Origin of the sequence: Nocardia sp. NPDC049526 (genome assembly GCF_044465765.1) — a bacterium.
Lineage (GTDB): Bacteria > Actinomycetota > Actinomycetes > Mycobacteriales > Mycobacteriaceae > Nocardia.
Map to the genome: position 1 here is coordinate 513589 of NZ_JBITMA010000005.1, position 12804 is coordinate 526392.

Here is a 12804-nt window from a genome sequence, read left to right on the forward strand (position 1 = left end):
TTGTTGTTGCGACAACAGTATCTGTTGTCGCAACAACAAGTCAATAGGTCCGGTAGCGTCGCAACGATGAGCAGCCTGCAGGTCGCCATCGTCGGGTACGGATTGGCCGGGTCGGTATTCCATGCGCCGCTGATCGCCGCGCAGCCGAGGATGCGGGTGGCGGCGGTGGTTACGGGGTCATCCGAGCGGGCGGAGCAGGCGCGGCGCGAGCATCCCGGGGTGCGGGTGTCGGCGAGCGCGGACGAGCTGTTCGCCGATATCGCGGGAATTGATCTCGTGGTTATCGCGACGCCGAATCGAACGCATGCACCGCTGGCTCGGCAGGCGCTGGACGCCGGGCTGCCGGTGGTCGTCGACAAACCGTTCGCGGTCAACGTGAGCGAGGGCGAGGATCTGATCGCACAGGCCGAGCAAGCCGGTCTGGCACTATCGGTATTCCAGAACCGGCGCTGGGATGGCGATTTCCTGACAGTGCGGCAGCTGATCGCGGAGGGGCGGCTCGGCGAGGTGCGCCGTTTCGAGTCCCGGTTCGAGCGCTGGCGTCCGGTGCCGAAGGGCGGCTGGCGCGAGGTCGGTTCCGCCGACGACGGCGCCGGACTGCTGTTCGACCTCGGCAGTCATCTGATCGATCAGGCGGTGACGCTGTTCGGACCGGTGCGCTCGGTGTACGGCGAGCTGGACCGGCGACGGCCGAATATCCAGACCGACGATGACGCCTTCGTCGCACTCACCCACACCTCGGGTGTGCGATCGCATCTCTGGATGAGCGCGGTAACTCCGCAGCTGGGACCACGTTTTCGGGTGCTCGGTTCCGAAGCCGGCTACGTCACTTACGGATTGGATCCACAAGAAGAGGCGCTGCGGTCGGGCCGTCGCCCCGGCGACGGTCCATGGGGCACGGTCCAACCCGAGCGGTGGGGAACCGTGGGCGCGGACCCCGCCGTCGAACCGGTCCCCACGATCGCGGGCAACTACCCCGCATTCTACGAGGCCATGGCCGCCGCACTCCTCGACGGCGCACCCGTTCCGGTCGACCCGCGCGATGCCGTCACCACTTTGCGATTGCTCGATGCCGCCCGCAGATCGGCGGATCTCGGCGAGCTCGTCACCACCTGACCGGCTCGCGACGACTCAGCGAAGCTCGCCGCGGCCGGATAAGGTGCGGCGGTGCAAACAGCGGAATTCGTCGAGCGCGGCGCCTCCATCGCGGACCGGCTCACCACAACCCAGGCCGCGCCACCATGGTGGTTGGTCATCGCGACGGCAGTAGCGGCCCTGATTCTGGTCGGATACAGCCCGCTGTGGCGGATCACCCGCAATGTGGTCACCATCGCGCACGAGGGCGGCCATGCGCTCACCGCACTGCTCACCGGCCGCAGGCTCAACAGCATCACGCTGCACTCCGACACCTCCGGGCTGACCGTATCGAGCGGAAAACCCTACGGCCTCGGCATGATTCTGACCGCGATGGCGGGCTATCCCTCGCCACCGCTGCTCGGTCTCGGCTTCGCCGCATTGCTCGGCGCCAACCGGATCACCCTCATGCTCTGGACCGCGATCGCGTTGCTCGCCGCCGTCCTGATCAAGGTGCGCAACGTCTACGGACTGCTGACGGTATTCGGCTTGGGCGCCATCGTCTTCGCGGTGTCCTGGTTCGGAACCGATACGGTGCAGGCCGGTTTCGCATATCTCGGCGCGTGGTTCCTACTGCTCGCGGGCACCCGGCCGGTGATCGAATTGCAGCGCGGGCGGGTCCGCCGCTGGAATATGCCGCAGGGCGCGGACTCCGACGCCGATCAGCTCGCCCGGCTCACTCACATCCCCGCGCTGCTGTGGGTCTTCGTCTTCGGCGCGATCGCGGTGGCCGCGCTGGTCGGCGGGGCGCTACTGCTGTCCGAGGCCGCGGGTGTCTGCATACCCAATGTCTCCGGCGGAGAGTGCACCACGCCTGCTCTGCCGACCAGATAAGCCCGGTACGCCGCCAGACACAGCGCGAGCCATAGCGCGCCGATACACCAACCCCCGAGCACATCGGTCGGCCAGTGCACGCCGAGATACCAGCGGGAAAGACCAACGGCCCCAACGAATACGGCCGCGACGGTCACCGTGATCCGGCGGGCGGCCGGGCGGTGCAGTTGCAATAGCACCACCGCGGCAAGGAGTCCGACCACCACGATCGATCCGAGACTGTGTCCGGACGGAAACGCCTGATTGGTCACGGTGACGAGACGATCCGCCTCGGGCGGGCGAGTACGCCCGACGAGATGTTTGCCGACTACGACGAGCGGCCACGCACCTGCGGATGCCACACCAGCCAGTACCACTTCCGGCCACCGCCGACGCCAGGCCAGCACGGCACAGAGGACCACCGCGAGCACGGTCATCGCCAGCGTGCCACCCAAGTAGCTGGCACCGATCGCGACCGGCGTGATCGGCGCGGTACGACGCTGGATCATCCAATCGGTCCCCGGCTGATCGATCGCGGTGATGCCGTCGCGCCCGAGCACGCTTCCGGTAATGGCGAAGACCATCACGGTCAGCACCGCGATACTCCAAACCGGTAGCGAACGACTTGCCATACCTCCACGATGCCAGATTCGCAGCTGTGAGGTTGCTGAGTGTCCGGCCGAGGAACTAGCGGATATACCGATTCGATGTCGTAGGGTGTTGGCCGTGAATCGATGGCCGGATCATGCCAGCACCGGACCCGACGAGCACTCGCCAGTGGCGGCTCTGGCGCGCGCCATGATCGACGCGATATGCGATACCGTCGCGGGCTGGCTGCATCCACTCGCGGGTGCGGCGACGGTCCCGCTGCTGCTGCTCACCCCGCTGCTCATTCTGGGCGTCGCCTGGCTGGCGACCCGGCTCGTGCGGCGACGCACGAACACCTGAGGTCAGCTCGACTCCCACGCGGCTACCGCCTCACGAACCAGTTCGGCGGGATCCGCGGTCGCGTCCACGGTGACGCCGAATTCATCCGGGGCCAATGGCTGCAACGCGGCGAGCTGTGAGTCGAGCAACGTCGCGGGCATGAAATGGCCACGGCGCGTCTCCATTCGGCGGGCCAGTTCCGCGCGCGATGCGGACAGATGGACGAAGAACGCCGCGGGTGCGGCCGCACGCAATCGATCGCGATAGCTGCGCTTGAGCGCCGAGCAGCTGACCACCCCGCCGCGCTCGCGCCGCTCCCCCAGCCACGCCGCCACGATATCGAGCCACGGCGCGCGATCCGCATCCGTCAGCGGCACACCGGCCGCCATCTTCTCGATATTCGAAGCCGGATGGAAATCGTCACCCTCGGCGTATTCGACCTGGAGTGTCTCGGCAAGCAGTGCACCGACCGTCGACTTTCCGCATCCGGAGACGCCCATCACGACGACAACCGGCCGATATGTCATGCCTCCACTCACCAGGCCGACCCTATCGGTAGCCCGCGTCACGCCGCCGCGAGGACGAAAGTCTTGGCAACCATGTCATGCCAGCCCCGCCGGGCGACATGATCGAAATACGGCGACACCGCACAGAGCACACCCCAAATAACACACACGACGCTCGGAAGCACGAGAGTCGCCCAGCGGATCAAGGCCGCCGCAAAGCCGATACCCTCGCCCGGCGCGTCGGCGGTGTCGATCCGCGCGACGCGAATGCCGAGCGCCTTCTTTCCGAAGGTCGCGCCCTGGGTCGCGGTCAAGCCGACCTCATAAGCGATGCAGGCGAGCAAGCCGAGTCCGACGACCAGCAGTGCGGTGCCCACGCCGAATCCGGAGTCGGTCTCGGCGGGGAATTCGTTCGACGAGTCCGCGCTCGCGACTGCGACCGCGGCGACAATACCTATCGGTATGCCGACGATGACGGTATCGATGAGCCGCGCGCCCAGCCGGGTCCCCATGCCCGCGAGCCGATACCGACCAGAGGGGATTGTGAGGTAGGGGGTACTGGACGTACTCGAGATTCCCCTCCGTGTGCTGACGACCGCGGGAACAGGATTCGCACCCGCCGAACTCCCCTCCACATGGCCCGGCCGGTGTGATTCCTGCTCCCGCTCCACGACCGGACGTTATGCCGCGGCGCGTGCATGTAGCTACCGATCGGCATGCCGAGTGACGCATCTGCGCAGTTCACAGGCACGCACCGGAATTCCGGACCGGAATGCCGGTATTTTGGAGTGGTTGCAGCAGCGTCTCGAATTGCGCGGGGACGTTGCGGCCCGAGCGCCAGTCGCTGATCCGCTGCAGCGATGCGGTACCGCCCTTGGCCGGCCCGCGAGTGGCCTTCATCCGCGCCTCGGCGGCGGCCGCAACCTGCCGCAGTTTCGGATTACCCGCGGCCTCGAACGGGCTCGTCAGACGTTGGGCGAGTACCGATCTCGGTGACACACCCCTGCGTAGATCGGATTCCGATTCGACCGCGCCAACCACGGGCCAATGATAAGCAGCGGCAGATCAGACCCGACCAACAAGATCAATCTCGGGCACCATGGTCGGCATGGACCTACGCATCTTCACCGAACCGCAGCAGGGCGCAAGCTACGACACGCTGCTCACCGTCGCCAAAGCCACCGAGGATTTGGGTTTCGACGCGTTCTTCCGCTCCGACCACTATCTCGCCATGGGCGGCATCGATGGCCTGCCCGGCCCGACCGACGCCTGGATCACCCTGGCCGGGCTGGCCAGGGAGACCAAGCGAATCCGGCTCGGCACCCTGGTGACGGCCGCCACCTTCCGACTACCCGGACCGCTGGCCATCCAGGTGGCCCAGGTGGATCAGATGTCCGGCGGCCGAGTCGAGTTCGGCCTGGGCAGCGGCTGGTTCGGCGAGGAACATGCCGCCTACGGCATACCGTTCCCGCAGGACAAGTTCACCAGGTTCGAGGAGCAGCTGGAGATCATCACCGGCCTGTGGGCGACCAAGGTCGGCGACAAGTTCACCTTCGACGGTGCCCATTACGCGATCACGGACTCCCCCGCCCTGCCGAAGCCGGTGCAGGATCCGGTGCCGGTGCTGATCGGTGGACAAGGCGCGACCCGCACCCCGCGCCTGGCCGCCACGTACGCGACCGAATTCAATATGCCTTTCGCCTCGCCCGAGGACAGCGCCCGCCAATTCGACCGGGTGCGTGCCGCCGCCGATGCTCGCGGCCGCCGTCCTGACGATCTGGTGTACTCCAATGCCCTGGTGGCCTGTGTCGGTGCCTCCGATGCCGAGGTGGCGCGCCGGGCCGCCGCCATCGGTCGTGAGGTCGAGGAACTGAAGGCCAACGGGCTCGCGGGCTCACCCGCCGAGGTTGTCGACAAGATCGCCCGCTACGCCGAAATCGGCGCTACCCGTCTCTATCTCCAGATCCTCGACCTCGACGATCTGGCGCACCTGGAACTCATTGCGGCCCAGGTGATGTCACAGCTGTAGATCATCCACGGTGGCGGATTCGTTGCGGGACAGGTTGATGCCCAGATTCGCCGCCGTCCGATCGATATCGTCCTCGTCGGCGCCGCCCATTTCGATGGCAGCGCCGTCGGAGGACAGTACCTCGACGTTGAGGCACAGCGACTGGAGCTCCTTCAGGAGCACCTTGAACGACTCCGGAATGCCCGGCTCCGGAATGTTCTCGCCCTTGACGATCGCCTCGTACACCTTGACCCGGCCCGCGATATCGTCGGATTTGATGGTGAGCAGTTCCTGCAGTGTGTAGGCGGCGCCGTAGGCCTGCATGGCCCAGCACTCCATCTCACCGAAGCGCTGACCACCGAACTGCGCCTTACCACCGAGCGGCTGCTGGGTGATCATCGAGTACGGACCGGTCGAACGGGCGTGGATCTTGTCGTCGACCAAGTGGTGCAGCTTCAGGATGTACATGTAGCCGACGGCCACCGGGTACGGGAACGGTTCACCGGAACGTCCGTCGAACAATGTCGCTTTACCATCCGCACCGACCATCACCTCACCGTCGCGGTTCGGCAGGGTCGAGGCGAGCAGACCGGTCAGCTCTTCCTCACGTGCGCCGTCGAAGACCGGGGTGGCGAGATTGCTGTCGGCAGGCGCGGCCCGCATCTCCTCCGGCAGCGAAATCGCCCAGTCGGGTGTGCCCTGAATCTCCCAGCCCGCCTTGCCGATCCAGCCGAGATGGGTCTCCAAGATCTGGCCGATGTTCATCCGACGCGGCACACCGTGACTGTTCAGGATGATGTCCACCGGAGTGCCATCGGGCAGGAACGGCATGTCCTCGGTCGGGAGGATCTTGCCGATGACACCCTTGTTGCCGTGGCGACCGGCCAGCTTGTCGCCGTCCTGGATCTTGCGCTTCTGCGCCACATAGACGCGCACGAGTTCATTGACCCCGGGTGGCAGATCATCATCGTCCTCGCGCGAAAACACCCGAATACCAATGACTTTGCCCGATTGACCATGCGGCACCTTCATCGAGGTGTCGCGCACTTCGCGAGCCTTCTCACCGAAGATCGCCCGCAGCAATCGTTCCTCCGGCGTCAACTCGGTCTCCCCCTTGGGAGTGACCTTGCCGACCAGGATGTCGCCGTCGCGCACCTCCGCACCGACGCGGATGATGCCGCGCTCGTCGAGATCGGCGAGCACTTCGTCGGAGACGTTCGGGATATCGCGGGTGATCTCCTCGGCACCGAGTTTCGTATCACGGGCATCGACTTCGTGCTCCTCGATGTGGATCGAGGTGAGCACATCCTGTTCGACGATGCGCTGCGACAGGATGATCGCGTCCTCGTAGTTGTGCCCTTCCCACGGCATGATCGCCACCAGCAGGTTCTTGCCGAGCGCCAACTCACCGTTCTCGGTGCACGGACCATCGGCGAGCACTTGACCGGACTCGACCCGCTGCCCGTCGTCCACGATCGGGCGTTGATTGACGCAATTGCCTTGATTCGAGCGCGCGAACTTGCGTAACCGATAGCTCTTGCGGGTGCCGTCGTCGGCCATCACGGTGATGAAGTCACCCGAAACCTCCTCGACCACACCGGCTTTCGCATTGACAACCACATCGCCCGAATCGAGGGCGGCACGAAACTCCATACCGGTGCCGACAATCGGCGACTCGGAGCGGATCAGTGGCACGGCCTGGCGCTGCATGTTCGCACCCATGAGGGCACGGTTGGCGTCGTCGTGCTCGAGGAACGGAATCATCGCGGTCGCGACCGAAACCATCTGGCGCGGTGAGACATCCATGTAGTCGACCTCGTCGGCCGGAACCGATTCGACCTCCTCGCCGAGGCGCCGGGCCAGGATCTTGTCCTCCACCAGGTATCCGTCCGCGTCGATCAGCGAATTGGCCTGCGCACGCACATACCGTTCCTCTTCGTCGGCGGTGAGGTACTCGACCTCATCGGTCACTCTGCCATCGACCACCTTGCGGTACGGCGTCTCGATGAAGCCGAACGGATTGACCCGCGCATATACCGACAGGTAGCCGATCAGGCCGATATTCGGGCCTTCCGGGGTCTCGATCGGGCACATCCGGCCGTAGTGACTGTGGTGCACATCGCGCAGTTCGAGGCTGGCGCGTTCCCGGGACAGACCACCGGGGCCCAGCGCCGAGAGCCGACGCTTATTGGTCAGACCCGACAGCGGGTTGTTCTGGTCCATGAACACCGACAGCTGCGAAGTGCCGAAGAATTCCCTGATCGACGCGGTGACCGGACGGATATTGATCAGCGTCTGCGGGGTAATGGCCTCGACGTCCTGGGTGGTCATCCGCTCGCGGACCACCCGCTCGATCCGCGACATACCGACCCGAATCTGGTTCTGGATCAGCTCGCCGACCCTGCGCAGGCGACGGTTACCGAAATGGTCGATGTCGTCGACCTCGACCGGAACCTCGACACCACCGGGCGCGGTCATAGTCCTTTCGCCCGCGTGCAATCGGACCAGGTACTCGATGATCGCGATGAGATCCTCCTCGCTCAGCACCTGGTCCGTGGTAGTGCTGATGCCGAGCTTCTTGTTCATTTTGTAGCGACCCACGCGCGCCAAGTCGTAGCGCTTGTCCTTGAAGAACAGGTTCTCCAGGAGCGCTTGCGCGGACTCCTTGGTCGGCGGCTCGCCCGGACGCAGCTTGCGATAGATATCGAGCAAGGCATCATCGGTGCCGACCGTATGGTCCTTCTCCAGGGTCGACATCATGACCTCGGAGAAACCGAAGCGCTGCGTGATCTGCTCGGAACTCCAGCCGAGCGCCTTGAGGAAGACCGTCACGGGTTGGCGGCGCTTGCGGTCGATGCGCACACCGACGGTGTCGCGCTTGTCGACATCGAACTCCAGCCACGCACCACGCGACGGAATGACCCGCACACTGTGCAGATCCTTCTCCGTGCCCTTGTCGACGCTGTGATCGAAATACACACCCGGCGAACGCACCAGCTGCGAAACGACGACGCGCTCGGTGCCGTTGATGATGAACGTGCCCTTATCGGTCATCATCGGGAAATCACCCATGAAGACCGTCTGGCTCTTGATCTCACCGGTGTTGTTGTTGATGAACTCGGCGGTCACGAACAACGGCGCCGCATAGGTCATGTCCTTGTCTTTGCACTCGTCGACGGAGGCCTTGACCTCCTCGAAACGAGGATCCGAGAAAGAAAGGGACATCGATCCGGAGAAGTCCTCGATCGGCGAGAGCTCCTCGAGCACCTCCTCCAGACCGCCTGTCGAACTACCCACGCCGAGCTCGGCGGCGCGGGCTTCCCATTCCGGGCCGCCGATCAACCAGGCGAACGAATCGGTCTGCACGTCGAGCAGGCCGGGGACCTCCAGCGGCTCCCGGATCCTGGCGAAGGAAATCCGCTTCGGTGCACCGACCGTCCGGCTCGATTCTGACAAGGTGCGTCCTTCCCCTCACGCAATGCGCAACATCGCTTGTCTACTGACGAATTTCGCCCCGGCCGCGCACCCGAACGAAACTCGCGCACCACGAAGGAAACATCACCACAGCGAATGATGTTTACAACGATTGGTTCGTGAGGTGGACAGGAGGCAACCAGCGCAACGTCCAAAATTACACTCGCACTCGCTGAATGTCGAGTGCGGAATCAGAATAGGGATCCATGTTTTTGGGCCACGTCAGACCCGCGCTGAATTGCTTCCCATTTATAGAATAACTTACGCATCCCGCCTACGTCAACCTTTTCGCCACATTTCAGGCGATGGGCCGGTTCGTGGGCAGATTGACGAAGCTGGGCACATCCGGATCCAGCTGCAGGTATTGCGGCTTGAGTTCGGTGGCGTTGAGCATCGGCCGAAAAGCCAATGCCTTCGGCACGTTTCCGGCGAACACATCCACCCGCAGCCGGTGGCCGGGCAACAAGACGGCCTGCGTCGGGATGACCGCGATATCCAGCGTCATCGGCTTTCCCGGCACGACTGGCAGCAGGCTCTCCAGGGTGATCGGATTGTAGGGCGCGGTGTAATCGCCGCTCGCCGAGCGCATGCTCCGCGCCTCGTCCACCGCGCGCAGCGACGCGGTGAGCTGGCCGGTGGTCAACACGGTCGACGTGCCGTCGGGCGAGACATCGTTGACGGTGACGTCCCAATAGCCGTCCGTCGCATCGTGAACCGCATTGAGGTGCACATTGATCGGCCCGGAGATCACTGTCGGCTCACTCATCTCCGCACTGGTGAAGGTCAGCCCGTTGCCCTCGGCGACGCGAGAATCCTTGGCGCAGATGTCGAATGGCGCGGCTAGACCGGCGGAGCCCTGAGCGGCATCGCGTGAGCACGCCATGGTCACCCCCGGCGATACCTGCAGCGCGGTACGCTCGGTCGGCTTCGCCGAGGACAATGATCCGTCGTGCACCGAATGCTCGGCGGTATCGCTCGACGCTGAGGACAGGTAGACACGGCGATGCGTGACATCGGATTCCGGGAACTGCCCCAAGGTCTTCCAGCCCGAGCCCTGCTCCCACAGCGTGATCGGCCCGAAGTCGCCGATGCCGTTATCGATGCCCTTGAGCCACTTGTCGAACCACACGCGCTGCAGCACATCCAGCCGCGGTGGCGCACCGACAGCACCCGTACCGGCACCCGGATTCGCATGATAGGTATCGCCGATCAGCAACTGCTTCTTCGCCTGTGGCAGCGGGATCACGTTGTAGAGTTTGGCCGCACTATTGGCGAAGATGTCATGCCAGCCGCCGTACATGAAGGTGGGCACCGTAATTCGGTCGGGATGCCCGAGAATCCCCTGCCGGAATTCACTGTCGTCGTCGAGTGCGGCGGCCAATGTCGTCGGTACCCGGTCCAGCGACGGGGTGAGCAGCGCCTGGGCCAGCAGATCGGAATTGGTTGCCGGATCGGCCATCCTGGACTGGAGCCATTTCCAGTCGAAGGTGCCGTTGAGCATCGACTGCACGTTGGGAATCAACTTCGCCTGGTTCACATTGCTCAACCACAGCGGCAGGAAGGTCGTGCCGACACCGCCGCCCGGCGCGACGACATCACGCATCAGATCGCTACCCGCCTCCACCGGAAAGATGGCTTTCAGTGCGGCAGGAGCGTTTTCGGCCGCGCGAAGTTGATTGATGCCCGCATAGGAGCCGCCGCTCATACCGACAGTGCCGTTGGACCATGGCTGCTTCGCCGCCCAATCGATCACCTCGCGGGTGTCCAATTGTTCACGCTTGCCGAGCGTGTTCCATGCGCCCTGGGAGAAGCCGGTGCCGCGGACGTCCGCGACCACCAACGTGTACCCGCTGCGGATGAGATTTCGGTCGATGCCGAGCACGGTCTGGATCATGCCGCCGTCGAGTGCGTGCATCAGCTCGCCGAATCCGCTGATCGGCGTGCCGGACAGATTGATGCGCCGGACCATATCCATGGTGAACGGCCGCAGTCCGGGCGCGGCGAATGCCGAATCGATCAGATTGCCCATGAGTTTGGTGTACGGCGTGAGATTCACGATCGTCGGCAACGGCTTGCCGACCACCGTCTTCGCCGCATCGACGGGCCGATACACATTGGCCTTGAGTACGACTCCGTCACTCATGCGAATCGGGACATCCCAGTCGATATGGACATCGGCATACTCCTGCGGGCCGTCGTGCATAGCGGTCCACCGCTCGCCGAGAGCGCTGTCGATGCTTTGCTCGGCGGTCGCGGAGCCGCCCCCACTCGAAGCCAGTGCCACCACGGCGGCGACCACGGTCGCCAGTCGAACGAAATGCATAAGCGCAGGTGCCACTCCATGCCCCGACAACTCGTGATCCCCTCTCGACTGGTAGGCAGCATGTAGACAAGATCGCCCGACTCGACGCGCGACGACCATAGCAACCCATTGGCGAATGTCCCGCCAGGTACGGTCCGTTCGGTTCGTCGAATCTCCCCGCAGGCTCGCTGGACCCACAACACCGTGTTACCGAACCGTGACCGATCTACGTCGAAGCACCGTTCCGCGCTCCGACCCACGGATACACGCCACCGCGGCGTGATGAACCGAAGGGATCGAAATGCGCAAGCTCATCGTCGTCAACATCATGTCGCTGGACGGCTACTTCGAAGGCCCGGGCGGCAATGTCATGGCCCTGCCGATGGATGAATCGTTCGACCGCACCAACCTCGAGCACATCCAGAATGCCGATACCGTCCTGCTCGGCGGCACGTCCTATGGGATGTTCAGCGGCTTCTGGCCGAATGTCGAGCAAGACCCGACGTTCTCGACCACCAATCGCGAATTCTCCAAGCGCTACAACGCCATCGACAAGGTCGTCGTCTCCGACCACGTGGAATCTCCGGCCACGGACCACCCCTGGGCGGACAATACCCGCATCGTCCCCCGCTCCGATTCCTACGAGGCGATCAGTCAACTGAAGCGACAGCAGGGCGGCGATATTGTCGTCTTCGCCAGCCGAATCCTCTGGAACGACCTGCTGATCCACGGCCTGGTCGATGAATTGCATCTGATGATCGGCGCGACCACACTCGGTGCCGGCACCCCGATCTTCAGCGGCGACCATCCGGCCCTGCGGCGGCTGGAAACCCGAACTTTCGAAGACTCCGACAACATCCTCGTGCGCTACGCCCCGTTCGATGCCGCGAACTGAGTTATTCGGGCAGTCCGAGGCGATCCGTGATGCCGTCGAGCAGACTGGTCAAAGTCCACTCGACGGGGTCCACGCCACCGGTGGTGGTGCGCGCGGCGATCCAGCGTGCGAAGGCCGGGTAGCGGCCGTCGGCGAGGATCGGCGCCAGCATCGGTTGTGCGGCGGCGGCCAACTCGTCGTCGGTGTGCAGTCCGGAACGGGCCCGCATGCGGTTCTCTTCGGCGAGTTGCAGTGCGGCGCCGATGAGATGGCCGTCGACGGCAGCGGTGATCAGCGTCATATCGTCGGCGGCGATATCGAGGGGTTCCAAGAGGGCGAAGCGGAAATCGAAGTAGCGCAGTGCATTCGGCCCGAGTGGCGGGCGGGTGTGCACGAGTTCACCGAACCAGAGGTGACGCTGGATCACCGACCAGGTGGCCAGCGAAAGCTGTTCGAGCGCGGCGCGCCAATGACCCGAAGGTGTCGCGGGCAGCGGAATCTCGCCGTAGACGGCGTCGATCATCAAGTCGACCAGACCGTCCTTGCTTCCGACATAGCGATACAGCGACATCGGCGTGGAAGCACCGACCGCCGTGGCGATCCGCCGCATGGTCAGCGCCCGCGCCCCCTCGGCATCGGCCACGGTCAATGCCGCACGCAGGATGCTCGCCCGGCTCAATGTCGTGGTCGGTCGGCCCGGCGGTTCCGGTAGCGACCAGATCAACGGTCCGGGCGGCGACGATTCCTCGGTCATTGCCACCTCCTT

The 12804-nt window shown here is 64.5% G+C and carries 11 protein-coding genes and 1 pseudogene; 5 read left to right on the forward strand and 7 right to left on the reverse strand.

The window, feature by feature from the left end; all coding sequences use genetic code 11:
* Window positions 1-66 precede the first annotated feature (66 nt).
* Window positions 67-1116 carry a Gfo/Idh/MocA family oxidoreductase gene (locus ACIBW7_RS18930; protein WP_397047823.1) on the forward strand — a complete coding sequence of 350 codons (1050 nt, stop codon included), beginning with the start codon at window positions 67-69 and terminating at the stop codon, window positions 1114-1116.
* Between the two features lie 51 nt (window positions 1117-1167).
* Window positions 1168-1968, forward strand: coding sequence for a M50 family metallopeptidase (locus ACIBW7_RS18935; RefSeq protein WP_040695980.1), 801 nt, complete (start codon window positions 1168-1170; stop codon window positions 1966-1968).
* Window positions 1969-1985: 17 nt separating this feature from the next.
* Here ACIBW7_RS18935 and ACIBW7_RS18940 read toward each other — a convergent pair.
* Window positions 1986-2579, reverse strand: a pseudogene (locus ACIBW7_RS18940) (phosphatase PAP2 family protein); the annotation flags it as partial.
* Between the two features lie 94 nt (window positions 2580-2673).
* On the opposite strand from ACIBW7_RS18940, the gene ACIBW7_RS18945 reads away from it, so the two are divergent.
* Window positions 2674-2895, forward strand: a complete 222-nt coding sequence (locus tag ACIBW7_RS18945) for a hypothetical protein (protein WP_397047826.1) — start codon at window positions 2674-2676, stop codon at window positions 2893-2895.
* Window positions 2896-2897: 2 nt separating this feature from the next.
* Here the strand turns inward: ACIBW7_RS18945 and ACIBW7_RS18950 are convergent, their stop codons facing one another.
* The 3 genes from ACIBW7_RS18950 to ACIBW7_RS18960 form a co-directional block, all read right to left on the reverse strand.
* Window positions 2898-3401, reverse strand: a complete 504-nt coding sequence (locus tag ACIBW7_RS18950) for a gluconokinase (protein ID WP_397048180.1) — start codon at window positions 3399-3401, stop codon at window positions 2898-2900.
* A 38-nt stretch (window positions 3402-3439) separates the two neighbouring features.
* The gene (locus ACIBW7_RS18955) at window positions 3440-3892 is read right to left on the reverse strand and encodes an RDD family protein (protein WP_397047828.1); all 453 of its coding nucleotides are present in this window, start codon (window positions 3890-3892) and stop codon (window positions 3440-3442) included.
* Window positions 3893-4121: 229 nt separating this feature from the next.
* Complete coding sequence (locus tag ACIBW7_RS18960; protein WP_397047830.1) at window positions 4122-4421, reverse strand: hypothetical protein; 300 nt, start codon at window positions 4419-4421, stop codon at window positions 4122-4124.
* Between the two features lie 67 nt (window positions 4422-4488).
* Between ACIBW7_RS18960 and ACIBW7_RS18965 the strand changes: the two genes are divergently transcribed.
* On the forward strand, window positions 4489-5409 hold the full coding sequence (locus ACIBW7_RS18965) for an LLM class F420-dependent oxidoreductase (RefSeq protein ID WP_397047832.1): 921 nt from the start codon (window positions 4489-4491) through the stop codon (window positions 5407-5409).
* On the opposite strand, the gene ACIBW7_RS18970 is transcribed toward ACIBW7_RS18965, so the two are convergent.
* Both ACIBW7_RS18970 and ACIBW7_RS18975 read right to left on the reverse strand, forming a co-directional pair.
* Complete coding sequence (locus ACIBW7_RS18970) at window positions 5398-8844, reverse strand: DNA-directed RNA polymerase subunit beta (RefSeq protein WP_397047834.1); 3447 nt, start codon at window positions 8842-8844, stop codon at window positions 5398-5400. The two genes, ACIBW7_RS18965 and ACIBW7_RS18970, sit on opposite strands and share 12 nt — an antisense overlap.
* Window positions 8845-9160: 316 nt before the next feature.
* Window positions 9161-11185: a CocE/NonD family hydrolase gene (locus ACIBW7_RS18975; protein ID WP_397047836.1), complete on the reverse strand. Its 2025-nt coding sequence runs from the start codon at window positions 11183-11185 to the stop codon at window positions 9161-9163.
* Between the two features lie 280 nt (window positions 11186-11465).
* Here ACIBW7_RS18975 and ACIBW7_RS18980 point away from each other — a divergent pair, with 280 nt between their 5' ends.
* The gene (locus tag ACIBW7_RS18980; RefSeq protein WP_397047838.1) at window positions 11466-12059 is read left to right on the forward strand and encodes a dihydrofolate reductase family protein; all 594 of its coding nucleotides are present in this window, start codon (window positions 11466-11468) and stop codon (window positions 12057-12059) included.
* 1 nt (window position 12060) lies between these two features.
* On the opposite strand, the gene ACIBW7_RS18985 is transcribed toward ACIBW7_RS18980, so the two are convergent.
* Complete coding sequence (locus ACIBW7_RS18985; RefSeq protein ID WP_397047840.1) at window positions 12061-12792, reverse strand: TetR/AcrR family transcriptional regulator; 732 nt, start codon at window positions 12790-12792, stop codon at window positions 12061-12063.
* Between the last annotated feature and the right edge of the window lie 12 nt (window positions 12793-12804).